Source organism: Methylobacterium sp. WL69 (assembly GCF_008039485.1).
Classification (GTDB): domain Bacteria; phylum Pseudomonadota; class Alphaproteobacteria; order Rhizobiales; family Beijerinckiaceae; genus Methylobacterium.
Genome location: NZ_VRUZ01000011.1, coordinates 38897 through 62443, shown reverse-complemented (window position 1 = coordinate 62443; position 23547 = coordinate 38897). Strand labels below are relative to the sequence as shown.

Here is a 23547-nt window from a genome sequence, read left to right as displayed (position 1 = left end):
GCGCGGAACGATGGCCGCTGCCCCGCCGGAGTCAAGCTTGCGCGCCCGGCCGGCCGTCGGTTTCACGCCCCCTGGGGTGCGGGGGGCACAGTGGCGGCACTCGAGGACATCAGGATCAGTAGATCGGGCCGGACAGGCCGGGGGCCGACAGGGACAGGGGCTCGCGTTCGAATCCCGGGGCCGGCTCGTCCACGGGCCGGGCCGTGGGAGTCGCGGCAAGGCGGGGCCGGGGGGCCGGCGCGGCGACGTAAGCGGACGGCGCGGACCGGGCGTGGGACGGGGCCTCCACCGGCGCACGGGCGAGGTGGGACGGCGCGCCGCGCAGGTTGTGGGACGTGGGGGCGACGCCGTAGGGATCGTCCTCCTCCACGTCCACGGGGGCCTGGGCCGGGGCCGGCAGGCGCTCGACGGGCCGGGGCCGCGCCACCGGCCGGGCCGTGGCCTCGGCGCCGAGCTGGGGGGTGAACTTGATCAGGGGCTGGCAGATCCGGCGCAGGCCGCGCGGGTCGTGGCGGGCGAGATCGACGTGGATGTGGTCGTAGTGGAAGACGTTGGAGCCGGGCGCCAGCACCGTCGAGAAGCGGGCGCAGGCACCGAGAAAGACTTCGCGCAGAAAGCCTTGCTCGGCCTCCGTGCCGCGCCAGCCGCCCTTCACGGTGATGACGTAGCCGTCGGCGAGCTTGAACGACATGATGTCGAGGGCGTTGCCGAAGGAATGCTCCGACAACTTGGCGCCGACCTGGTTGTTGCGGCCCCGGCACGCATAGGTGCCGGCGTTGATCTCGGCCACGGGCTGGCCGAAATACAGGGCGGCGGCCGGCTGGATCGTGTCGGCGAGCCAGGCTTCCGCCTCGGCCAAGGCCGGGCACGCCAGGGTCATGCGCTGCTTGAGGGCGACGCTGCCCCCGCCCATCCGGGTGACCCGGTAGGGCTGGAGCATGCCGCAGACGCCCGGTCCCTCGATGGCTTTCACCGCGGTGACGAACTCGCTCGTCTCGACCAAGCGCTTGGAATTGCAGGCCTGTTCGGTCTGGTCGCGCCAGGGCTCGCGCTGCTCAAACTTGTTGAGCGCACAGCCGGTGAGCCCCGCGCCGAACAGCGCAAGGGCGGAGAACGCGAGAACGCTACGCCACATGATGAGGACGATGCGCGGCTTTGCGTAAACGCTCCGTCAACGCTGCGGATCATGGCCCCGGCTTGTGGATACGTGTTGACAGATCGCGCGGCGGATCGGACTCAAGGCCCATGCAGTCCCTCGTCGATCTTCGCACCCGGCTCAGGGCCGGCATCCTCGATCCGGCCGGCGCCATCGCCCTCGCGCGGGACGCCATCGCGGCGCGCGAGCCGGGGCTCGGCGCCCTCGCCCACGTCGCCTCCGACCCGGCGGTGCCGCGCGACGGCCCCCTCGCCGGCATCGCCGTCGGCCTCAAGGACATCATCGACACCGCCGACATGCCGACGGGGATGGGCTCGGCGATCTATGCCGGCTGGCGGCCCAAGGCCGACGCGGCCATCGTCTCGCGCCTACGGGCGCTCGGCGCGGTGCCGCTCGCCAAGACCGTGACCTGCCCGTTCGCCAGCCGCGACCCGTCCGCGACGGTGAACCCGCACGATCCCGGGCACACGCCGGGCGGCTCGTCCTCGGGCTCGGCGGCGGCGGTGGCCGCCGGCCTCGTGCCGCTGGCCCTGGGCACCCAGACGGCGGGCTCGGTGATCCGCCCGGCGGCCTTCTGCGGGGTCGCCGCCATCAAGCCGTCGTTCCGCCTGCTGCCGACGGTGGGGGTGAAGACCTTCTCGTGGGCCCTCGACACCCTGGGCCTGTTCGGCGCCGGCATCCGCGACGTCGCCCACGCCCTCGCGCTCCTGGCCGACCGCCCGGCCATCGATCTGGCGCCGGGCGGGATCGCCGCCCCGCGCCTCGGCCTCGTGTTCCAGGATTTCGCCGGCTCCGCCGACCCGGACGCCGTGGCGGCCTTGGGCCGCGCGGCCCGCGCGGCGGAGGCCGCCGGCGCCACCGTCACCGACCTCGTCCTGCCGGCAGCCCTCTCCGAGGCCTGGGCGGTCCAGGCGACCGTGCAGGCCTTCGAGGCGCGCCAGGCCCTGGCCTGGGAATACGCCCACCACCGCGACGCCCTCGGGCCGGGGCTGCGGGCCGAACTCGACGGGGCGCAGGATCTCACCGCGGACGCCTACGATTCGGCCCGCCGCACGGCGCACCGCGCCCGGCGCGTCCTCAAGGACGTTTTTTCCGAGTTCGACGCGATCCTGACGTTCTCTGCCCCCGGCCGGGCCCCGGCGGGGCTCGCCAGCACCGGCGACCCGCGCTTCAACCGTCTCTGGACCCTGATGGGGGTGCCCTGCGTCAACCTGCCGGTGCCGGGGGACGGCTTGCCACTGGGCGTGCAGATCATCGCCCGTTTCGGCGATGACGGGCGGGCCCTCGCCGTGGCGCGGATGATCGAGGAGAGATTGGCGGCGTAAGAACCGGAGGGTGCGTAGATATCGCCACGGGCACCCGGGATCTGCATTCTTGAAGAAGTACGGGTAAACCGTATAGACTGGCCTCGCCGGATCTCTGCCGACACGTCCTTGCCTCCGAAGGATACCGCGACGGTGGGGCATTCGATGAAGGTTGTCAGGCCGCGCGATGCAGACCGTCGTCATGACGCCGCTTTTCCTGGCCGATGCGAAGGCCGCCGGTGTCGAGGACGACGAGATCGACGCTATTGCGACCTTGATCGCGGCCGATCCGCAGGCTGGCGACGTGATCGTCGGCACCGGCGGCGCTCGCAAGGTTCGGGTCGCTGGGAAAGGGAAAGGCAAATCCGGCGGATATCGGATCATCACGTTTTATGCCGCGACCGATGTCCCCGTCTTTCTGTTGCGCCTCATCTCGAAAGGACAGCGTGCCGATATCAGTCAGGCGGACCGAAACACTCTGCGCAGTGTGCTCGGAACCCTCGCTGAGATCTATCGTGCGGGCGCGCATCGGAGAAATCGGGACCCGTGATGGTCGAGGGGCTAGTCGTGCAACCGCTGCGCAGGAGAATGCGATGACGAGTTTCGGCAAGGGATTGATCGAGGCGGCGCATCAAGCCGTCGCCATCGCTGGGGGAGACGCGGATTCCGAAACCTACCGCCTCCATGCCCCCTCACAGATCGACATCAAGGCAATTCGCAAGGCCCTCGACCTGACGCAAACGCAGTTCGCCAGCCGCTTCGGCTTTCCGATCGGTACCCTGCGTGACCTTGAGCAAGGACGCGCCCAACCCGATAGCTCGACGCGCGCCTACCTGCTGGTCATCAGCCGAGAGCCCGCGCTCGTGCAACGCGTCCTCGAATCGGCCTGAGATCTTGGCGTGGCTTGAGGCTGCGCCGCTCGCCGGTTAACGCCACCGCTCACCCCTCGGAAGAACAACCTGCGCGATGCGTTCCTGGAAGCAGGCTGTGGCCCGGGCCTTCGACGGGGCCGAGGGCTATGACGGCGCCGCCGGCATCCAAGCGCGGGTGGCCGAGGCCTTGGCCGCGCGCATCGCGGCCCTGCCCCTCGCCCCGGCGCCGCGCGTGCTGGAGATCGGCTGCGGCACCGGGTTCCTGACGGCGGCCCTGCGCCGCCGGATCGCCGCCGGCCCGTACCTCGCCACCGACATCGCGCCCGCCATGGCCCTGCGCTGCCGCGCCCGGCTCGGGTCGGGCGTCGGCTTCGTGGTGATGGATGGGGAGCGTCCCTGCCTCGCGCCCGGCTACGATCTGATCTGTTCGAGTCTGGCCGCGCAGTGGTTCGAGGACCTGTCCGCCTCCCTGGCGCGGCTCGCCGGACTCCTCGCGCCCGGGGGGCACCTCGCCGTGGCGACCCTGGCCTCGGGCACCTTCGCCGAGTGGCGCCGGGCCCATGCCGAGTTCGGCTTCGAAGCGGCGACGCCGGCCTATCCCGCCGCGGCGGACCTGGCGGCGTTGCGCATCCCGGGATGCACCGTGACGGTGGCGCGCGAGCCCGTGGTCGAGGCGCATGCGGATGGGCGCGCCTTTCTCAACGCCCTCAGGGCCATCGGTGCCGGAACCTCGGACGGCCGGGCACCCCTGTCGCCCGGAAATCTCCGGCGGGTCCTGCGCCGCTTCGACGGGGCGGGGGCTTTGGTCACCTACGACGTCGCGACCTTTCTGGTGCGCCGGACCTGACGCCCCTCAGGCCTGCGCCGGTGCACCGAGCCCGTCGTCCTTGTCCAGGGTCAGCAGGAACACCCCCTGCGCGCCGATGAGGTTCCACACCCACCACGGCATCGAGAAGCGCATGGGCCGGCCGCGCGCGTCCAGCGCCGTGGCCTTCTCGATCCGCGCACCCACCGTCCGGCACAGGCCGACGAAGTCGCGGATGGTGCAGTGGTGGATGTTCTGGGTCTCGTACCACTCCTCCGGCATCAGGGCCGTGACCGGCATCCGGCCGCGAAAAGCCAGTTCCGCCCGCACGCGCCAATGACCGAAATTCGGGAACGAGATCACCACCTGCCGGCCGATGCGCAGGAGATGCTCGAGGACGATGCGCGGATTGCGCGTCGCCTGGATGGTCTGGGACAGGACCACCACGTCGAAGGCGTCGTCGGGGTAGTTCGCCAGATCCGTGTCGGCGTCGCCCTGGATCACCGGCAGGCCGCGCGCGAGGCAGGCGTTGACGCCCTCGCGCGAGAGTTCGATGCCGCGCCCGTCGATGCCGCGCCGGTCGCGCAGCAGCGCCAGCAGGGTGCCGTCGCCGCAACCGATGTCAAGGACCCGCGCGCCCGGGGCCACGAGACCGAGCACCACGAGGTGATCGACGCGCGCGCTGCCGAGGTCGCCCCGCGGGAGCGAGGCGGCGGCGTCCCAGGGGGTCGGCGCGACGACGCGCTGGGACTTCACAGGCCGCGTGCCCGGGCGGCGGCGTCGATGAAGCCACGGGCCGCCCCGAACATCACCGGCTCGTCGAGGAGGAAGGCGTCGTGCCCCTTGTCGCTCTCGACCTCGACGAAGGCCACCGCCGCCGAGGCCGCGTTGAGGGCATGTACGATGGCGCGGGAATCGGCCGTGGGAAACAGCCAGTCGGAGGTGAACGACATGACGCAGAAGCGGGTCTTCGTGCCCCGGAAGGCGTTGGCGAGCACGCCGCCATGGTCGGCGGCGAGATCGAAGTAATCCATGGCCCGCGTCAGATACAGGTAGGCGTTGGCGTCGAACCGCTCGACGAAGCTGAGGCCCTGGTGGCGCAGGTAGCTCTCGATCTGGAAGTCGGCGTTGAACGAGAAGGTCGGGGCCGAGCCGCCCTGGAACCGCCGGCCGAACTTGCGGTGCAGGGCCGGCTCCGACAGGTAGGTGATGTGCGCACCCATGCGGGCGACACCCAGACCCTTGGCGGGCCGCGTGCCGGCCTCGAGGTAGCGCCCCTCGGCCCAGGCCGGATCGGCCATGATCGCCTGCCGGCCGACCTCGTGGAAGGCGATGTTCTGGGCCGAGTGCCGGGCCCCCGTGGCGATGGGCATCGCGGCGAACACCCGCTCGGGGTAGAGCGCCGCCCATTGCAGCACCTGCATGCCGCCCATGGAGCCGCCGATACAAAGGAACAGGTCCCCGATGCCGAGGCGGTCGAGGAGCATCGCCTGGGCGCGGACCATGTCGCGGATGGTCACCAGGGGAAAGTCGAGGCCGTAGGCCCGATCCGTCGCCGGATCGGGGGAGGCCGGCCCCGTCGAGCCCATGCAGGAGCCGACGACGTTGGAGCAGACGACGAAGTAGCGGTCCGTGTCGACGGGCTTGCCCGGCCCGACCAGGGTCTCCCACCAGCCGCGCTTGCCCGTCACCGGGTGGGTGTGGGCGAAGTGCTGGTCGCCGGTCAGCGCGTGGCAGATGAGCACGGCGTTGGAGCGGTCGGCGTTGAGGGTCCCGGCCGTCTGATAGGCGATCTGGAACGGGGCGAGGGCCACGCCCGCATCCATGGTCAGGGGCTCGTCCGGGCCGAACTCCGCCACGAGACCCTGGGCGTTCGCTCCCTTGGCTTCCACGGCGTCCTTGGCTTCCACGGCGTTCTTGGCCTCGACGACCGGAGGCGCGTCGGCCGTGCGATCGGCCTCGGCGCGGGGCTGGGTGAGGGGATCGAACGACATGGTCATGGCGGGCGGATCTGGGGAAGAGGATCGGGGGTGGTTCCGAAGGGAGCCGCCGATGGTCGCCGGGACAGCGCACTCGGTCCCGGCGATGGCGTGGGCAGGCGGACCCGTCGTGTCGGCTGGAATGCGTATCGGCTGGAAGGGAGGTAGTGTGCGCCCTGCGAAGCGTCAACGAGATGCCACGCGTCACGAAAACCGTGCGTCGTCGGGAGCGGGCGCCGACAGGGTCCGCACAGGGCCGCGAAACGGTGTAGTGATCGCCCATGATCTTGTTCGCAGATGATCGCAACGCCGCCGCGCGCGGGCTCCGGCGCCCGGACGGCCGATCCCGGCCGGGACGTCGCCAATCGATTAGCCGACGCCCTGGTTCGTTTCCCGGTGCATCGACCGCGTCCGATCCCCGCGGGCGGCGCGCGCGGGGATCCCGTCCGTGACCGCTCCGTCCGATGCCCTCGCGACCCTGGGATGGTCGCCCTTCTTCGCCGATCAGGTCGGCGACAGGCCGGGCCTGCCCGCCCGCATCAGCATGGTCCATCGCTCGCGCATGAGCGCCATCGGGCCGGACGGTCCGATCAGGATCGCCCTGGCGCACCACACCAACACCGGTGCCTACGCCGTGGGGGACTGGGTGCTCATCGATCCCGCCGCCCGCACCCTGCAGGGCCGGCTGGAGCGGCGGACGCTGCTGGCCCGGCGTGTCGAGGGTTCCAAGGTCCCGCAACTCGCCGCCGCCAATGTCGACACCCTGTTCGTCGTCACCTCGTGCAACGCCGACTTCAATCCGGCCCGTCTCGAACGCTACCTCGCCCTCGCCAATCAGGCCGGGACCGAGCCGGTGATCCTGCTGACCAAGGCCGACACGGCCACGGATGCCGAGACCTACCGCCTTCAGGCCGAGGCCCTCCAGCGCGACCTGCCCGTGCTGATTCTCAACCCCCGCGAGGCGGGCGCCGCCGCGGCGCTGGCGCCGTGGTGCGGTCCGGGCCGGACCGTGGCGCTCGTCGGCTCTTCCGGTGTCGGCAAGTCGACCCTGGTCAACACCCTGGCGGGCGACGACGCGGGCGAGCCGCAGCTCACCGGCGATATCCGCGAGCACGACGCCAAGGGCCGCCACACGACGACGGCGCGTTCCCTCCACGCCATCGCGGGCGGGGGCTGGGTCATCGACACGCCGGGGATGCGGACCCTCCACGTCAGCGACGCGGCCGAGGGAATCGAGACCCTGTTCGCCGAGATCATCGAGCTGGCGCCCCGGTGCCGGTTCCGGGACTGCACCCACGCGCACGAGCCCGGCTGCGCCGTCCAGGCGGCGGTGGCTGAGGGCAGCCTCGATCCCGAGCGCCTGTCGCGCTGGCGCAAGCTCTTCGACGAGAACCGGGTGAACACGCCGGTCCTGACCGGCCCGCGCGGCAACAAGAAGCGCTGAGCGGTCCGGTGGTCTTCGACCGCGAACGGTTCGACAAGTGCCGGGCCCTGATGGAGCGCGGCGCCACCCCGGGCGAGCGCGCCGCCGGCCGGGCCGCCGCCCTCCGCATCGCCGCCGCCGCCGGTCTGACCCTGGCCGAGGCCGAGGCGTTCGGCGCGGCGCGGCGGGACACCGCGACGCCGCGCCCGGCTCCGACCTACGCCTGGCAGGCGCCCAAGGCCCCGCCCGAGCCGATCACCGTCGCGGAATTGCAGGCCCAGAAGCTTGCCGCCGAGACGCGCCGGCGCAAGATGGCGGAGCGCGAGGCGCGGCGCCTGCGGGCCGTCCATGCCGAGCAGGAACGTCAGAGTGCCGCCGCCCGCGCCGCGCAGGCGGAGTGCGACCGAGCCTGGGCCGAGACCCGGACCGGCGGGACATAGATCGGCGGGACAGGGATCGGAACACGCATTGGGAAGCCGCCACGGCCTGGAAATCCGCGCCGCGAGCGCCGCCGATGCGCCCGGCCTCGCCGTCCTGCTCGCGGAGGCCGGGCTCACGATTCCGCCCGACTCCCTCGCCGAGCGCCTGGAGGCCATGCGGACCGGGGCCGGTGTCGCGCTCATCGCCCAGGAATGGGGACCGCCGAGCGGCCTCGTGGTGCTGCACTGGTACCGGACCCTCACGGAGGCCCGGCCGGTGGCGCAGGTCACCACCCTGTTCGTGGGGGCCGAGCAACGCCGTCGCGGCCTCGGGCGGCTCCTGATCAAGGCCGCTTCCCAGGCCGCCCGCATGGCCGAGTGCGATACCCTCCAGCTCGTGGCGCCGCCGGAACTGACCGACCTCGACGCATTCTGCCGCGCCACCGGCTTCGCCCCGGGCGGCCCCGGCTTCGTCCGGCCCCTGCGCAAGGGACGGTGAGCCACGCCCTCTCCTCGTCAAGGCCGGCAAGCTTTGTTAGACGGTGGCCTTAGCGATCACCCCGGCCCGTTTCATGTCCTCCGCCATGTCCCCTGACACGACCGCCTCCGCCCGCCCGGTGCCCCGTCCGGGCGTCCTCGCCATCGAGGCCTACGTGCCCGGCAAGAGCGGCGCGCCGGGGGCGCACAAGGTCCACAAGCTCTCCTCCAACGAGACGCCCCTGGGACCGAGCCCGCAGGCTCTCGCCGCCCTTCAGGAGGCGTCGGGCAAGCTCGAACTCTATCCGGACGGCACCTCGGCGCGCCTGCGCGAGGCCATTGGCCGGCGCTACGGCCTCGACCCCGCCCGCATCGTCTGCGGAGCGGGCTCCGACGAGCTCCTGTCCTTCCTCGCCTACGCCTACATGGGCCTGGGCGACGAGGGCATCTTCTGCGCGCACGGCTTCCTCGTGTACCGCATCGCCATCCTGGCCGCCGGCGGCACCCCCGTGGTGGTGCCCGAGCGCGACCTCACGGCCGACGTCGACGCCATGCTGGCCGCCGTCACCCCGCGCACGAAGATCGTCTACCTCGCCAACCCCAACAATCCGACGGGCACCTACCTGCCCTTCGACGAGGTCCGCCGCCTGCACGCCGGCCTGCTGCCCCACGTCCTCCTCGTCCTCGACGGGGCCTATGCCGAGTATGTCCGCGCCAACGATTACAGCGCCGGGCTCGACCTCGTGCTCGAATCCCAGAACGTGGTGATGACCCGGACCTTCTCGAAGATCCACGGCCTCGCGTCCCTGCGCATCGGCTGGATGGTCGCCCCGGCGGAGGTGGCCGACGCGGTCAACCGCATCCGGGGGCCGTTCAACCTGTCCGGACCCGGCATCGCCGCGGGCGCGGCGGCCATCGCCGACGAGGCGCACGTGGCGGCGGCGATCGCCCACAACGACACCTGGCTCGCCTGGCTCGCCGAGGCGGTGACGGCCCTCGGGCTCACGGTGACGCCGAGCGTTGCCAACTTCGCGCTCGTGCATTTTCCCGACGCGGCCGGGCGCACGGCGGCGGAGGCGGACGCGTTCCTGACGGCGCGCGGCATCATCGTCCGGCGGGTCTCGTCCTACGGCCTGCCCCATGCCCTGCGCGTCACCGTCGGCAGCGAAGAGGCCAACCGCGCCTTCCTCGCCGCGCTCACCGACTTCGTCGGGGCCGCACCGCGTGCCTGAGATCGACACGCTCGTCACCGACCACCCCGTCATCGGCACCCTCGCCATCGTCGGTCTCGGCCTCATCGGCTCGTCCATCGCCCGGGGTGCGCGCCAGTATGGGCTCGCCCGGACCATCGTGGCCGTCGACCGCGACTGGGGCGTTCTGGAGCGCGTGCGGGCGCTCGGCCTCGCCGACACGGCCACCGACGACGTCGCTGCCGGCGTGGCGAACGCCGACCTCGTGATCCTGTGCGTGCCGGTGGGGGCCGTCGGGGCCGTGGCGGAGGCCATGGGCGGAGCCTTGAAGCCCGGTGCCATCGTGTCCGATGTCGGGTCGGTGAAGGCCTCCGTGGTCGCGGCCGTGGCGCCGCACCTGCCCGACGGCGTCGCCTTCGTGCCGGCCCATCCCGTCGCCGGCACCGAGTATTCCGGCCCGGATGCCGGGTTCTCGACCCTGTTCTCCGGGCGCTGGTGCATCCTGACCCCGCCGGACGGCACGGACGCTGCGGCGAGCGCCCGAGTCCAGGCGTTCTGGGAGGGGCTCGGCGCCATCGTCGAGACCATGACGCCCGAGCACCACGACCTCGTGCTCGCCATCACCAGCCACGTGCCGCACCTCATCGCCTTCAACATCGTCGGCACCGCCGCCGATCTGGAAGCGGTGACGCAGTCGGAGGTGATCAAGTTCTCCGCCGGCGGCTTCCGCGATTTCACCCGCATCGCCGCCTCCGACCCGACCATGTGGCGCGACGTGTTCCTGACCAACAAGGACGCGGTGCTGGAGATGCTCGGGCGCTTCAACGAGGACCTCGCGGCGCTCGCCCGCGCCATCCGCTGGGGCGACGGCGACGCGCTCCACGAACTCTTCAGCCGCACCCGCACCATCCGCAAGGGCATCGTCGCCATGGGCCAGGAGACGGCGGAAGCCGATTTCGGCCGCGCCCGGTCGATTCCCGACAAGGCCCCGCCCGCCGCCTGAGATTCCGGATCGCGCCTCCGCGTCGTCGGCCCTGGCGAAGCGCGAATGCGACACCGGGGCGACGCGCGGGGTCTGACCGAACCCGCAGGGACCGGTCGCAGGCCGCGCCTCTGTCCGTGCCGATGACGGGCTCGTCCCCGTCCCCCGGGCCGGGTGGCCCGGAGGGTGCGTTGAGCCCGAGTGGGGGGATCTTCGGGCGACGCGGTCTCCCGGACGCAGCGGGGATCTCGAAGCCTCTCAGTGGGCCTTCTTGGCCCCGTCCTTCCTGGGCATGTAGAGGTCGGTGATCGTCCCCTCGAAGGCCTCGGCCGCGAGTCCGATCGTCTCCGACAGGGTCGGGTGCGGGTGGATGGTCAGGCCGATATCCTCGGCATCCGCCCCCATCTCGATGGCGAGTGCCGCCTCCGCGATGAGGTCGCCGGCGGACGGCCCGACGATGCCGCAGCCGAGGATGCGGTCGGTCTCGGGGTCGAACAGGACCTTGGTCAGGCCCTCCTCGCGGCCGAGGGCCAGGGAGCGTCCGGAGGCCGCCCAGGGGAACACGCCCTTGCCGACCTTGATCCCCTTCGCCTTGGCCTCGTTCTCGGTCATGCCGACCCAGGCCACCTCCGGGTCGGTGTAGGCGACGGACGGGATCACCTTGGCGTCGAAGACGCTGGTCCTGCCGGCGGCGACCTCGGCCGCGACCTTGCCTTCATGGGTCGCCTTGTGGGCCAGCATCGGCTGCCCGACTACGTCGCCAATGGCGAAGATGTGGGGCACGTTGGTTCGCATCTGCCGGTCAACGGCGATGAAGCCGCGCTCGTCCACGGCGACGCCCGCCGCCTCCGCGCCGATGCGCTTGCCGTTGGGGCGACGTCCCACCGAGACCAGCACCTTGTCGAAGATGTCGGTCGCCGGCGCGGTGCCGCCCTCGAACGAGACCTTCAGGCCCTCCGGCGTCGCCTCGACGGCGGTGACCTTGGCCTTGAGGTGGATGGCCTCGTACTGTTTCTGGATGCGCTTCATCAGCGGCGTGACCATGTCCTTGTCCGCACCCGGGATGATCTGGTCCATCAGCTCGACGATGGTCACCTTCGAGCCGAGCGCGTGGTAGACGGTCGCCATCTCGAGCCCGATGATGCCGCCGCCGATCACGAGGAGGCGGGCCGGCACGCCGTCGAGTTCCAGCGCCCCCGTCGAGTCGATCACCCGTGGGTCGTCGTGCGGGATGAACGGCATCTGCACCGGCTCGGAACCGGCCGCGATGATGGCGTGGTCGAAGCCGATGATTCGGGTCTGGCCCTCGTGCTCGACGGCGACCTGATGGGGTGAGACGAAGCGGGCCTCGCCCGTCACCACCGTGACCTTGCGCTGCTTGGCGAGGCCGGAAAGGCCGCCGGTGAGGCGCTTGACCACGCCGTCCTTCCACGCGCGCAGTTTGTCGATGTCGATCTGCGGCGCGGTGAAGGAGATGCCGTGCGCCGCCATGGCATGGCTCTCGTCGATGACCTTGGCCGCGTGCAGCAGGGCTTTCGACGGGATGCAGCCGACGTTGAGGCAGACGCCGCCGAGGCTCGGCCAGCGCTCGACGAGCACCACGGACCGGCCGAGATCGGCCGCCCGGAACGCGGCGGTGTAGCCGCCCGGTCCCGCGCCGATGACGAGCACCTGCGCCCGCATCTCCTCGCCGGAGACGGGCGCCGCACCCTTGGGCGCGGGGGCCGTCCGGGCGCCGTTGCCGCCATGGGTCGCGGCCGAGCCGTAGCCGGCCTGCCCCTCGCCAGGGGCATGGGCGTGGGCGCCGGTGGCCGGCGCCGAAGCCGCTCCGCCCGTGCTCGTGGTGTCCGTCACCGTGGGCTTGGGCGAGCCCGTGGCGGCGGCGGCCCCCGCCATCACCAGGATCAGGTCGCCCTGCGTGACCGTATCGCCGGCCTTGATCTTCACCTCCGCCACGGTGCCGGACACCGGCGACGGGATGTCCATGGTCGCCTTGTCGGATTCCAGCACGATGATCACGTCGTCGATCGCGATCACGTCGCCGGGGCTGACGCTGACCTCGATGACGGGCACGTTCTTGAAGTCGCCGATATCCGGCAGGTGGACGTCGTTGCTGCTCATGGTGTCACCTCACTCTGTTCGCGCTTCCGGGCTTCGTCAGACGACGAGGCGACGGACGTCCTCGAGGACGTGGGCGAGGTGGCGGGCGAAGCGCGCGGCGAGCGCCCCGTCGATGACGCGGTGGTCGTAGGAGAGCGAGAGCGGCACGATCAGGCGCGGCTTGAACTCCGTGCCGTTCCAGACCGGACTCATCTTCGAGCGCGCGACGCCGAGGATCGCGACCTCGGGGGCGTTGACCAGGGGCGTGAAGGAGGTGCCGCCGATGCCGCCGAGGCTGGAGATGGAGAAGGTCGCGCCCTGCATGTCCGCGGCGGCGAGCTTGCCCTCGCGGGCCTTCGCCGAGATGGCGCCGAGGTCGCGGCTGATCTCGATGATGCCCTTGCGGTCGGCGTCCTTCACCACCGGAACGACGAGGCCGTCCGGCGTGTCCACCGCCACGCCGATATTGTAGTATTGCTTGAGGATCAGCGCGTCCTTCTCAGGGTTGAGGGAGGCGTTGAACTCGGGGTGCTTGCGCAGGGCAGAGACGGCGGCCTTGATCAGGAAGGCCAGCAGGGTGACGCGGTAGCCCTTGTCCTTGAGCTCCTTGCCCTGGTTGTCGAGCTCCTTGCGGTAGGCGTCGGTCTCGGTGATGTCGGACTCGTCCTGGTGGGTGACCAGCGGCACGTTGAGCCAGGACCGGTGCAGGTGCGCGCCGGAGATCTTCTTGATCCGCGACAGCGGCCGGGTCTCCGTCGGGCCGAACTTCGAGAAATCCACGGCCGGGATCTCGGGGATGCCCATGCCGCCGCCGGAGAACGCGGCCGTGCCGGAAGCGCCGGGCGCCGGGGCGGCGGAGCGCGTGAGGTGCCCCTTCACGTCCTCCTTGGTCACGCGGCCCTTCTCGCCGGTGCCCTTGACGGCGGTGAGGTCGATCCCGAGTTCGCGCGCCAGGCGGCGCACGCCGGGGCTGGCATGGACCTGCGAGAAATCGGGGATGTTGCCGGCCGGTGCGGAGCTCGGAGCGGCGCGCGGGGCCGGGCCGGAATCTGGGGCCGGCTCCTGCTTGGCCAGCAGCGCGGCGCCGTCGGCGCCGGCTGGGGCCTCGGCGGCCTTCTCGGCGGCGGCCGTGTCGCCCTTGGCACCCTCGCCCTTGAACACGAGGAGCGGCGAGCCTTCGCTGACCTTGTCCCCGAGCTTCACCAGGATCGTCTCGACCACGCCGGCGCTCGGCGAGGGCACGTCCATGGTCGCCTTGTCGGATTCCAGCGAGACCAGCGGATCGTCGGGCCCGATCGTGTCGCCCTCCTTCACGTGGATCTCGATGATCGGAATGTCCTTGAAGTCGCCGATGTCCGGGATGTTGATCTCGATGCCCACTGCGCAGTCTCCCTGGGTGAAGCGGGGCCTCTTGCGGGCCCCCTCGTCCGGTCTCTGTTCGAGGTGAAGGGTCGAAAACTCGAAGGCGCCGGCCGCCGGAACGGGGCGGCCGACGGGGCGCGGATCAGACGGTCCAGGGTGCCGGCCGGTCCGTGTCGATGCCGTACTTGGCGATGGCGTCCGCCACCGTCTGGGCTGGGATCACGCCGTCCTCGGAGAGGCTGCGCAGGGCGGCGACCACGACCCAGTGCCGGTTGACCTCGAAGAAGTCGCGCAGGCGCGCCCGGTAATCCGAGCGGCCGAAGCCGTCGGTGCCGAGGACGCGATAGCGGCCCGGAACCCAGGTGCGGATCTGGTCGGCGAACAGGCGCATGTAGTCGGTGGCCGCCACCACCGGGCCGGTGCGGCCGGAGAGACACGTCTCGACGTGGGAGAGGCGCTTGTCCTCGAGCGGGTGGAGCAGGTTCCAGCGCTCCGCCGCCATGGCATCGCGGCGCAACTCCGTAAAACTCGGACAACTCCAGATGTCAGAGGCGATCCCGAAATCCTGCTCCAGCAGGGCGGCGGCGGCGATGACCTCGCGCAGGATGGTGCCGCTGCCGAGCAACTGCACCCGCTTGCCCTTCGTCGTCTCCGGTCCGCCCTCGCGGAACAGGTACATGCCCTTGATGATGCCGGCCTCCGCGCCCTCGGGCATGCCCGGGTGCTCGTAGTTCTCGTTCATCACCGTGAGGTAGTAGAACACGTCCTCCTGCTCGGCATACATCCGGCGCAGGCCGTCCTGCACGATCACGGCGACTTCGTAGGAGAAGGTTGGGTCGTAGGAGACGCAGTTCGGGATGGTCGACGAGATCAGGTGGCTGTGGCCGTCCTCGTGCTGCAGGCCCTCGCCGTTGAGGGTGGTACGCCCGGCGGTGCCGCCGATGAGGAAGCCGCGCGCCCGCATGTCGCCCGCCGCCCAGGCGAGGTCGCCGACCCGCTGGAAGCCGAACATCGAGTAGTAGACGTAGAACGGGATCGTCGGCGCGTCGGAGTGCGAGTAGGAGGTCGCTGCCGCGATCCAGGACGACATGGCGCCCGGCTCGTTGATGCCCTCCTGGAGCATCTGACCGTTCTTGTCCTCCTTGTAGTACATGAGCTGGTTGGCATCCTCCGGCCGGTAGAGCTGGCCGACCTGGGAGAAGATGCCGAACTGGCGGAACATGCCCTCCATGCCGAAGGTCCGGCTCTCGTCGGGCACGATCGGCACGATGCGCTTGCCGATGTTCTTGTCGCGCAGGAGCGTGTTGAGGATGCGGACGAAGGCCATGGTCGTGGAGATCTCGCGGCCCGCGGTCTCCTTGAGCTGGGCCGAGAACGCCGAGAGCGGCGGGATCTCCAGGGCCTGCGACTTCTGCCGCCGCAGGGGGAGGGGACCGCCGAGGGCCTCGCGCCGGGCCATGAGGTAGCGGTGTTCGGGGCTGCCCTCGGGGAACCGGATGAAGGGGATCTCCTTCAGCTGGTCGTCCGTGAGGTCGATCTGGAAGCGGTCGCGGAACTGGCGCAGCACCGCCTCGCCCATCTTCTTCTGCTGGTGGGTGATGTTCTGGGCCTCGCCGGACTCGCCCATGCCGTAGCCCTTGACGGTCTTCGCGAGGATGAGGGTCGGCTGGCCCTTGTGCTTGGAGGCGGCGCTGTAGGCCGCGAAGACCTTGCGCGGGTCGTGGCCGCCGCGGGTCAGGCGCCAAATGTCGTCGTCTGTCCAATCGGCCACCAGGGCCGCCGTCTCCGGATACTTGCCGAAGAAATGCTCGCGGACGTAGGCGCCGCTCTTCGACTTGAAGTCCTGATACTGGCCGTCGACGCATTCCTCCATGAGGCGCGCCAGCGTGCCGGTGGTGTCCTTCTGGATCAGGGCGTCCCAGCCCGACCCCCACAGCACCTTGATGACGTTCCAGCCGGCCCCCCGGAAATCGGCCTCGAGTTCCTGGACGATCTTGCCGTTGCCGCGCACCGGCCCGTCGAGGCGCTGGAGGTTGCAGTTGATGACGAAGACGAGGTTGTCGAGTTTTTCACGCGCGGCGAGGGCGATGGCACCCAGGCTTTCGGGCTCGTCCATCTCGCCGTCGCCCATGAAGGCCCAGACCTTGCGGCCGTCGGTCTTGGCGAGGTCGCGGTGGTGCAGGTAGCGCAGGAAGCGGGCCTGGTAGATCGCCATCAGGGGCCCGAGGCCCATGGAGACCGTGGGGAACTGCCAGAAATCCGGCATGAGCCAGGGATGCGGATAGGACGACAGGCCCTTGCCGCCGACTTCCTGGCGGAAGCCGAGGAGCTGTTCCTCCGTGAGGCGGCCTTCGAGGAAGGCGCGGGCGTAGACGCCGGGCGAGGAATGGCCCTGCACGTAGATGAGGTCGCCGCCGTGATCGGCGTTGGCTCCGCGCCAGAAATGCATGAAGCCGGTGTCGTAGAGCGTCGCCGCCGACTGGAAGCTGGCGATGTGGCCGCCAAGCTCCGAGGAATCCTTGTTGGCCCGCAGGATGATCGCGATGGCGTTCCAGCGGATCGCCGAGCGGATGCGGTGCTCGATGGCCCGGTCGCCCGGATGCGGGTCCTGGTTCTGGGGCAGGATCGTGTTGAGATAGGCGGTGTTGGCCGAGTACGGAACCGGGGCGCCCTTCTTGCGGGCTCCGTCGATGACCTGCTCGATCAGGTAATGCGCCCGCTCCGGCCCGTCGACGTCGAGAACGCCGTCCAGCGAATCGAGCCATTCCTGCGTCTCGACGGGGTCGAGGTCGCGGCTACGCTCCATAGTATCCTCCCTGGTGGTTCTTGAGCGGATCAGGCGCGTTCGTCCGCTCTTTGTCAGTATGATTTTGCAGGAAGCGGACCAAGTCTAGTCCATTTAAATTAAACCGATGAAACAAAGACTTGAATGATTTTTGTGGTTTGCCGCAGTGCGGCATCCCGCCCGGATCGGCCGCCTGCTGTCCGAAAGTTCGGACAGGGTTCCGTGTCCGGCGCGACGGACAGGGCGATCCTCATACGGGGGGAGCCCACGCGCCCGCGCAGCCGCGAGCGACGCTCGGGCTTTCCCAACCGTCGGCGGGGGAAGGGGCGCCGTTCAGGCGGCCAGGGCCCGGTTCACGGTGGAGCGAAGATCGGCGAGGGAGAACGGCTTCGTCAGCACGTCGGTGACGATGGCGTCGAGGCCCCGCGCCCGCTCGCGCTGATCGGCAAAGCCCGTCATCAGCAGGATCGTGAGGTTGGGAAAATCGCGCTTGGCCGCGAGCGCCAGGGCGATCCCGTCCATCAGCGGCATGCGGATGTCCGTGAGCATGAGATCGAAGGCCCCGTCGGCCTCCGTGAGGCGGTCGAGTCCGTCGCTGCCGTCCGAGGCGGTCACCACGGCGTGGCCGTCGATTTCCAGGCCCCGCTTGAGGAAGCCCCGAACCGTCTCTTCGTCATCCACGAGCAGGATGCGCGCCATCTCTCGTCAGGTTCTCTTGAATGGGAGGAATGTCAGTCACGCAAGCGGAGAGCCGCGCTGTCAAGGGATGGAACCCGATATGGGTTCCCGCGCGGACTTTTTCTCGCATCGAATCGTGGTGTTCAACGCGATGATGCGGGCACAAGGCCCGATTCAGGTGCCGCCGAACAGATCCGGCTCGGGGCTGTCGTAATCGACGAGGCCGACGAAGGGCAGTTGCCGGTAGGCGTGGGCCACATCCATGCCGTAGCCGACCACGAACACGTCGGGGCAGGTGAAGCCGACGAAGTCGGCGTCGATGGTGACGGCGCGCTTGCCGGGCTTCTCGAGAAGCACGGCCGTGAGCACGCGCTTGGCGCCCCGCGCCATCAGCAGATCCTTGGCGAACACGATGGTGCGGCCGGATTCCAGGATGTCGTCGATGAGCAGCACGTCGCGCCCGCGTACCTCGCTCTCGACGTCGCGCAGGATCTCGACCTGGCCCGACGAGACCGTGGCCGTGCGATAGCTCGACAGGTGGACGAACTCCGCCTGCGGCTCGAGCCCGGTCCGGTGCAGCGCGCGCAGGAGGTCGGCGGCGAACATGAAGCTGCCCTTGAGCACCGCCACCACCAGCAGATCCTGGGGCTTGGCCGCCGCGATGGCGGCGGCGAGTTCCTCGGTGCGCCGGGCGATGGCGGCTTCGTCGAAGAGGACGCGAACGCGTCGGGAGGGAGTCGTCATGGGCACTTCATATCACGGGTGACGGGCGCTGGCACCGGCCTTGGCATTCGCGGACCCGTCCGGGCGCGGCCCCCCGTCGGCGCGGGAGGCGAAGCGCACCGACACCGCGCGCGCCTCGGGGGGCGGGGCCTGCAGGCTGGCGCGGAAGCGGGCCGTCTCGCGGTTCTCCAGGGTACGGCGCGGCGCGGCCACGCTCCAGCGGTAGAGGGTCTGGTCGCGCCCGTCGCGGACCTCGATCTCGATGGGCGGCACCGGCGCGCCCTCGGCGGCGACCCCGACCACGTCGCCCTCGACCACGAGCTGGGCGCCGTCCCCCTGCGTCTGGAAGGCGACGACGTCGCGCAGGTCGAGGCCGCGCAGGTTCACCGGCAGCCCGATGCGGGCGTAGAGCCCGGCGCTCTGGGGCATGGCCCGCACCACGGTGGTGCGTCCGAGGACGGCGAGACCGAGCCCCGCCACCATCGACAGGCCGATGGCCGCACCCGGCGACAGGCGGGCGCGCCTTGGCGCCTTCACCGAGGCTCTCGGCCGCGACCGCGGCTCCGGCACGGGGGCGTCCGCCGGCTCGTCCGGCCCGGGATCGGGGACCGGGACATCTTCGGCCAACGCCGCCTCCCAGGCATCGAGGGAGGCTTGGGCCTCGGCACGCGCCTGCGCATCCTCGGGGCCGGCCTGGACCGCCTCCATCATGGCGGCCGTCATCTCGGCTTCGATGGCGGCGGCGACGTCCTCGGGGGAGATGAACCAGGTCTCGCGGCAGGCGGCGCAGCGCACGGAGCGCCCCTCCGCACCGACGCGATCGGTGTCGATCACATATTCGCTTGCGCAGGACGGGCAGACGATCAGCATGGCGAATCGGCGCCCCGGGGTCTCGATCGGCAGTTGCCGGCTCGGTCAAAAAGACTCACACGGTTCTGCGCGAACGCGGTTAACCGTCCGTGAAGCGGCCGCCGCGGTCATGCACCGCGGCCATGGCGGATGGGGCAAGGCCGACGTGTCAGGACCGAAGGGTCAGGACCGGCGGGGCAAAACGGATGGGGGGAGCGTGGCGGATCGGGTGAATACGGGAAGCCTGCTGTCCGGCGCCGAGGAGCCGGTGGTCCAGTTCGAGAATGTCGGGATGCGCTACGGCCTCGGCCCCGAGGTGCTCAGCGACGTGAGCTTCCAGATCGCGCCGCGCTCGTTCCAGTTCCTCACGGGGCCGTCGGGGGCGGGCAAGACCACGCTCCTGCGCCTCATCCTCCTGTCGGTGCGTCCGACGCGGGGGCTCGTGTCGGTGTTCGGCGAGGAGGTCAGCGGCATCTCGAGCGAGAAGCTGACGGGCCTGCGCCGGCGCATGGGGGTGGTGTTCCAGGACTTTCGCCTCCTTGACCATCTGACCACCTACGAGAACGTGGCGCTGCCCCTGCGCGTCCAGGGCCGGGCCGAGACGAGCTACCGCGCCGAGGTCGTCGAATTGCTGCGCTGGGTGGGCCTGGGCGAGCGCATGCACGTGCTGCCGCCGCTGCTGTCGGGCGGCGAGAAGCAGCGCGCGGCCATCGCCCGCGCCCTCATCGCCCGTCCGGAACTGCTGCTCGCCGACGAGCCTACGGGCAACGTCGATCCGGGACTCGGCCGGCGCCTCCTGCGCCTGTTCATCGAACTCAACCGCCTCGGCACCTCCGTGCTCATCGCCACCCACGACTTCGCCCTGATGGACCTCGTCGATGCCCGCCGGCTGGTGCTCGGCGAGGGCCGCCTCGCCGTGGAGCGCCCATGATTCCGGAGCGTCCATGATTCCGGAGCATTCATGAGCCAGGCCGTCTCCCCGCCGCGCGTCGCGTCGCCGCCCCCATCCCCGCTGCCCGCGACCCTGCGGCGCAACGCGCCCCTGGTCCCGACGGATTCCTCGGCAAGCCGGGCGCTCGCCGCCGTCATCGCCATCCTCACCTTCCTGGCCGCCCTGTGCGCGGGGGCGGCCGAGATCGTCGCGTCGAGCGCCGACCAGTGGCAGGGCACCGTGGCCCAGGAGATCACCATCCAGGTCCGCCCGAGCCCCGGACGCGACCTCGACGCCGACGTCGCCCGGGCGGAGACCCTGGCCAAGGCCACCCCCGGCATCGCCTCCACCCGGGTGTTCTCGAAGGCCGAGGCGGAACGCCTGCTGGAGCCCTGGCTCGGCAGCGGCCTCGACCTGTCCGACCTGCCGGTGCCGCGCCTCGTCACCCTGCGGCTCGCCGAATCCGCCCGGCCCGACCTGAAACCCCTGCGCGCGTCCCTCGCGGAGGCGCTCCCCGGCGTCGCGAGCCTCGACGACCACGCCCTGTGGCTGCGCCGGCTCTCGACCATGGCCAACACCTTCGTGGGCGTCGGCGTCGGCCTCGTCGCCCTCGTCCTCGTCGCCACGGGCCTCGCCGTGGTCTTCGCCACCCGGGGCGCCATGGCGGGCAATCGCGAGGTGGTGGAGGTGCTGCACTTCGTCGGCGCCGACGACGACTTCATCGCCCGGGCGTTCCAGCGCCGGTTCTTCCGCCTCGGCCTGCGGGGCGGCATCATCGGGTCCGTGGCGGCGCTCCTGGCCTTCGCCCTGGCCGGGCTCCTGGCCGGCGCCTGGCGCACGGGGCCGGCGGGGGAGGAGATCGAGGCCCTGTTCGGCGCCTTCCACATCGGCTGGCGCGGCTATGCCAGCGTGCTCCTCATCGGGGTCATCGCCTCCGTGGTCACCGGCATCGTCTCCCGCCTCACCGTGCGGCGCTTCCTCGCCTGACCGGGCCTCGGGGACGATTCATCCCCAACGCATGCCGTCGAAAGAGCTCCTTCGCGGAGGACCGGAGCGCGTTAACCCTTCGTGAACCTTTCCGGGACGAGATACTTGCCTCGTCGATGCCCCAATCCAGGCTATCCTTGCGGAGAATGACGACGCAGATGTCAGGCAGCCACACCATGAGGCCCTCCGAGGCTTTCGGCTGGGCCTGGACCGACGCGACCTTCCGTTCGGCATCGGCCCTTCGCGTGCCGGTGCGATCCTTCTGCCGCACCCTGCGGGCGGGCCTGGGGCTCGCCGGTCTCGGCGGCGCGGCCCTGTTCGGCGGCTTCCTCGCCTTCGTCGCCTGCGTCGAGCGCGACGAGAGGCCCCTCGACGGCCGGGCCGACGGCATCGTGGCGCTCACGGGCGGCGCCCAGCGCATCGGCGACGCCATCGACCTCCTGGCCAACGGCTACGGCCGGCGCCTGCTCATCACCGGGGTCAACGAGCGCACCAGCCGCGACGAGATCGCCCGCCTCAATCCGACCCAGCGCCACTGGATCGATTGCTGCGTCGATCTCGACTACCGGGCGCGCAACACCATCGGCAATGCCATCGAGACCCGGCGCTGGATGCGCCTGCACCGGTTCAGCACCGTCGCGGTGGTGACGTCGAACTACCACATGCCCCGCACCCTGGTGGAACTCGACCACGCCCTGCCGGGCATCGAGCGCGTGGTGCCCTATCCCGTGGTGGCCGAGGGCTTCGATGCCGGGCGCTGGTGGCAGCATCCGTCGGCGGCCCGGCTCCTGGCGTCGGAATACCTCAAGTTCCTGGTGGCGTGGGTCCGGACCCGCTTCGAGGACGACCCCGAGCGTTCGCGCGCCGCGATCCTCGTCGGCCGCGGCAAGCCCATCAAGATGGTGGCCGAGCCCCTGCTCCTGCGCGGCCAGCGATAGACCCGCCGGCCCCCGGCCTCAGAGCCCCTTGCAGCGGCCCTTGATCAGGCCCGAAAACTCCTTCTCGGAGCCCATCACCTGGGCGAGGCGCTCGCTGCGCTCGGCCCCCGACAGGCAGCGGCCGTAGACGCTCGCCACGCGGCGCATGGTCTCGACGTGGCGGCGCCAGATCCGGCACAGTTCGGCATCGTCGCCGCCCGTCTGTTCGAGCTGGTCGATGGCCTGGCGCTGCATCGAGCTCGCGACGAGGACGTCGCGGGCGCAAGCCGTGTCCATCGGGCCGGCCTCGGCCGGAACGCTGAGGGCGAGGCAGCCGAGGACCACGGCCGACCGGAGGCGTTGGGGAAACGGCATCGCTGTCACGCCGCCTGGGAGGCCGACGTGTGGGTCAGGAGGGCGTAGAGGGCGCTGGCGTCGCGGGCGGCGCGAATGCGGTCCAGGATGCCGGGCTCGCGCAGGAGGCGGGCCACCTGGGCCAGCGCCTTGAGGTGATCGGCCCCGGCCCCCTCGGGGGCGAGGAGCAGGAAGGCGATGTCCACGGGCTGGCCGTCCAGGGCGTCGAAGTCCACCGGCCGCTCCAGGCGGGCCACGAGGCCGAACAGCCGGTCGAGGCCCGGCAGCTTGCCGTGGGGGATCGCCACGCCGTCGCCGATGCCGGTGGAGCCGAGGCGTTCGCGCTGCAGCAGGGTCTCGAACACCTCGCGCTCGTCCAGGGCCGGCAGGTGGCGCACGGCGTGGGCGCTCAGCTCCTGAAGGATCTGCTTCTTGGCGCGCGCACGCAGGGACGGGACAACGGAATCCGGATTGAGGAATTCCAGCACTGGCATGAAAGACCGCCGCCCTTTCGGCGGCGGCCGGATCGGCCACCGCGGAGTAAAAGGTCGGGCCGCGCGCGGCCCAAGGGATCAATCGCCGGGTCCGAGGTCCGTTCCGGTCAGGCGCTCAAGCGTTGGCGTCCACCGGATCGACCCAGCCGATCGCTCCATCAGTGCGGCGGTATACGACGTTGATGCGTCCGGTGCCAGCATGAACGAACACGATCACCGGTGCGCCCGTCAGGTCGAGGGCGGTCACGGCCTCGCTCACCGAATGGCGCTTGAGGGTCTTGGTGCTCTCGGCCACCACGGGCGGATGATCCGCCCCGTCATCGAGGTCGCCGCCGTCGAGGTCCTCGTCGTCGTCCGCCGCCTCGGCCGCGCTCGGATCGGCGAACACGGCGTAGGCCGCCTGCACGGTGGCCCCCTCGTGGGCGGCCGCACCGTGGTCCTTGAGCCGGTGCTTGTAGCGGCGCAGGCGCTTCTCCAGCCGGTCAGCGGTCTGCTCGAAGCTCGCATGGGCGTCGTGGGCGGCGCCGGAGGCTTCCAGGGTCAGGCCCGAAACGAGGTGCAGCACGCAATCCGTCCGGTAGGCCGTCCCGTCCCGCCGCAGGGTGACGTGGCCCGAGCAGGTCCCGTTCATGTGGCTGTCGAGGTATTTCGAGAGGGTCGCCGCCATCCGCTCTTCGACCCGGCCCCGCAGGGCTTCGCCGAGGTCCAGGCCATGGCCCGTGACGCGTAGTGACCCCATGTTCCCTCCGGTTTTGTTGCC

23 protein-coding genes and 1 pseudogene are annotated in these 23547 nt (G+C 70.8%); 12 read left to right on the top strand and 12 right to left on the bottom strand.

Annotated elements, in window-relative coordinates; all coding sequences use genetic code 11:
• Nucleotides 1–115 precede the first annotated feature (115 nt).
• The gene (locus FV218_RS05605; protein ID WP_056089711.1) at nucleotides 116–1135 is read right to left on the bottom strand and encodes an extensin family protein; all 1020 of its coding nucleotides are present in this window, start codon (nucleotides 1133–1135) and stop codon (nucleotides 116–118) included.
• Between the two features lie 110 nt (nucleotides 1136–1245).
• Here FV218_RS05605 and FV218_RS05600 point away from each other — a divergent pair, with 110 nt between their 5' ends.
• The 4 genes from FV218_RS05600 to FV218_RS05585 all read left to right on the top strand — a co-directional run bounded on the left by FV218_RS05600 (nucleotide 1246) and on the right by FV218_RS05585 (nucleotide 4179).
• Complete coding sequence (locus tag FV218_RS05600) at nucleotides 1246–2481, top strand: amidase (RefSeq protein ID WP_147708994.1); 1236 nt, start codon at nucleotides 1246–1248, stop codon at nucleotides 2479–2481.
• A gap of 166 nt (nucleotides 2482–2647) precedes the next feature.
• Nucleotides 2648–3010 carry a type II toxin-antitoxin system RelE/ParE family toxin gene (locus FV218_RS05595; RefSeq protein ID WP_147708993.1) on the top strand — a complete coding sequence of 121 codons (363 nt, stop codon included), beginning with the start codon at nucleotides 2648–2650 and terminating at the stop codon, nucleotides 3008–3010.
• Between the two features lie 43 nt (nucleotides 3011–3053).
• The gene (locus FV218_RS05590) at nucleotides 3054–3350 is read left to right on the top strand and encodes a helix-turn-helix domain-containing protein (protein ID WP_056089704.1); all 297 of its coding nucleotides are present in this window, start codon (nucleotides 3054–3056) and stop codon (nucleotides 3348–3350) included.
• Between the two features lie 76 nt (nucleotides 3351–3426).
• Nucleotides 3427–4179: a methyltransferase domain-containing protein gene (locus tag FV218_RS05585; protein WP_147708992.1), complete on the top strand. Its 753-nt coding sequence runs from the start codon at nucleotides 3427–3429 to the stop codon at nucleotides 4177–4179.
• Nucleotides 4180–4185: 6 nt separating this feature from the next.
• Here the strand turns inward: FV218_RS05585 and metW are convergent, their stop codons facing one another.
• Together metW and FV218_RS05575 are read right to left on the bottom strand one after the other, a co-directional pair.
• A complete protein-coding gene (gene metW, locus FV218_RS05580) occupies nucleotides 4186–4893 on the bottom strand; it encodes a methionine biosynthesis protein MetW (protein WP_147708991.1) in 708 nt (235 codons plus the stop codon).
• A complete protein-coding gene (locus tag FV218_RS05575; protein ID WP_147709013.1) occupies nucleotides 4890–6131 on the bottom strand; it encodes a homoserine O-acetyltransferase in 1242 nt (413 codons plus the stop codon). The genes metW and FV218_RS05575 overlap by 4 nt, the downstream gene beginning before the upstream one ends.
• Nucleotides 6132–6555: 424 nt before the next feature.
• Between FV218_RS05575 and rsgA the strand changes: the two genes are divergently transcribed.
• The 5 genes from rsgA to FV218_RS05550 all read left to right on the top strand — a co-directional run bounded on the left by rsgA (nucleotide 6556) and on the right by FV218_RS05550 (nucleotide 10628).
• On the top strand, nucleotides 6556–7560 hold the full coding sequence (gene rsgA / locus FV218_RS05570) for a ribosome small subunit-dependent GTPase A (protein ID WP_187272974.1): 1005 nt from the start codon (nucleotides 6556–6558) through the stop codon (nucleotides 7558–7560).
• Nucleotides 7561–7568: 8 nt separating this feature from the next.
• A complete protein-coding gene (locus tag FV218_RS22645) occupies nucleotides 7569–7979 on the top strand; it encodes a hypothetical protein (RefSeq protein ID WP_246685001.1) in 411 nt (136 codons plus the stop codon).
• 28 nt (nucleotides 7980–8007) lie between these two features.
• A complete protein-coding gene (locus FV218_RS05560; RefSeq protein ID WP_147708990.1) occupies nucleotides 8008–8457 on the top strand; it encodes a GNAT family N-acetyltransferase in 450 nt (149 codons plus the stop codon).
• A gap of 85 nt (nucleotides 8458–8542) precedes the next feature.
• Nucleotides 8543–9667 carry a histidinol-phosphate transaminase gene (locus FV218_RS05555; RefSeq protein WP_246685000.1) on the top strand — a complete coding sequence of 375 codons (1125 nt, stop codon included), beginning with the start codon at nucleotides 8543–8545 and terminating at the stop codon, nucleotides 9665–9667.
• A 1-nt stretch (nucleotide 9668) separates the two neighbouring features.
• Nucleotides 9669–10628 carry a prephenate/arogenate dehydrogenase family protein gene (locus FV218_RS05550; RefSeq protein ID WP_246685005.1) on the top strand — a complete coding sequence of 320 codons (960 nt, stop codon included), beginning with the start codon at nucleotides 9669–9671 and terminating at the stop codon, nucleotides 10626–10628.
• Between the two features lie 237 nt (nucleotides 10629–10865).
• On the opposite strand, the gene lpdA is transcribed toward FV218_RS05550, so the two are convergent.
• The 6 genes and pseudogenes from lpdA to FV218_RS05520 form a co-directional block, all read right to left on the bottom strand.
• Nucleotides 10866–12728 carry a dihydrolipoyl dehydrogenase gene (gene lpdA, locus FV218_RS05545; RefSeq protein WP_147708987.1) on the bottom strand — a complete coding sequence of 621 codons (1863 nt, stop codon included), beginning with the start codon at nucleotides 12726–12728 and terminating at the stop codon, nucleotides 10866–10868.
• Between the two features lie 36 nt (nucleotides 12729–12764).
• Nucleotides 12765–14093: pseudogene (aceF, locus tag FV218_RS05540) on the bottom strand (dihydrolipoyllysine-residue acetyltransferase); the annotation flags it as partial.
• Nucleotides 14094–14211: 118 nt separating this feature from the next.
• Nucleotides 14212–16875 (bottom strand): pyruvate dehydrogenase (acetyl-transferring), homodimeric type, encoded by a 2664-nt coding sequence (aceE, locus tag FV218_RS05535; RefSeq protein ID WP_147708985.1) that lies wholly within the window; start codon nucleotides 16873–16875, stop codon nucleotides 14212–14214.
• Between the two features lie 312 nt (nucleotides 16876–17187).
• A complete protein-coding gene (locus FV218_RS05530) occupies nucleotides 17188–17553 on the bottom strand; it encodes a response regulator (RefSeq protein ID WP_056476559.1) in 366 nt (121 codons plus the stop codon).
• A 153-nt stretch (nucleotides 17554–17706) separates the two neighbouring features.
• On the bottom strand, nucleotides 17707–18276 hold the full coding sequence (hpt, locus tag FV218_RS05525; RefSeq protein ID WP_056089682.1) for a hypoxanthine phosphoribosyltransferase: 570 nt from the start codon (nucleotides 18274–18276) through the stop codon (nucleotides 17707–17709).
• Nucleotides 18277–18288: 12 nt separating this feature from the next.
• Complete coding sequence (locus tag FV218_RS05520) at nucleotides 18289–19125, bottom strand: zinc-ribbon domain-containing protein (RefSeq protein ID WP_147708984.1); 837 nt, start codon at nucleotides 19123–19125, stop codon at nucleotides 18289–18291.
• Between the two features lie 208 nt (nucleotides 19126–19333).
• Between FV218_RS05520 and ftsE the strand changes: the two genes are divergently transcribed.
• The 3 genes from ftsE to FV218_RS05505 all read left to right on the top strand — a co-directional run bounded on the left by ftsE (nucleotide 19334) and on the right by FV218_RS05505 (nucleotide 21960).
• Nucleotides 19334–20035, top strand: coding sequence for a cell division ATP-binding protein FtsE (ftsE, locus tag FV218_RS05515; RefSeq protein WP_147709011.1), 702 nt, complete (start codon nucleotides 19334–19336; stop codon nucleotides 20033–20035).
• Nucleotides 20036–20065: 30 nt separating this feature from the next.
• On the top strand, nucleotides 20066–21022 hold the full coding sequence (locus FV218_RS05510) for an ABC transporter permease (protein WP_147708983.1): 957 nt from the start codon (nucleotides 20066–20068) through the stop codon (nucleotides 21020–21022).
• A gap of 158 nt (nucleotides 21023–21180) precedes the next feature.
• Nucleotides 21181–21960 (top strand): YdcF family protein, encoded by a 780-nt coding sequence (locus tag FV218_RS05505; RefSeq protein ID WP_246684999.1) that lies wholly within the window; start codon nucleotides 21181–21183, stop codon nucleotides 21958–21960.
• Nucleotides 21961–21978: 18 nt separating this feature from the next.
• Here the strand turns inward: FV218_RS05505 and FV218_RS05500 are convergent, their stop codons facing one another.
• The 3 genes from FV218_RS05500 to raiA form a co-directional block, all read right to left on the bottom strand.
• Nucleotides 21979–22314, bottom strand: coding sequence for a hypothetical protein (locus FV218_RS05500; protein WP_147708981.1), 336 nt, complete (start codon nucleotides 22312–22314; stop codon nucleotides 21979–21981).
• Between the two features lie 5 nt (nucleotides 22315–22319).
• Entirely contained in the window at nucleotides 22320–22787 is a 468-nt protein-coding gene (gene ptsN, locus FV218_RS05495; RefSeq protein WP_056089668.1) for a PTS IIA-like nitrogen regulatory protein PtsN, read from the bottom strand.
• 115 nt (nucleotides 22788–22902) lie between these two features.
• On the bottom strand, nucleotides 22903–23526 hold the full coding sequence (raiA, locus tag FV218_RS05490; protein WP_056089666.1) for a ribosome-associated translation inhibitor RaiA: 624 nt from the start codon (nucleotides 23524–23526) through the stop codon (nucleotides 22903–22905).
• Nucleotides 23527–23547 lie beyond the last annotated feature (21 nt).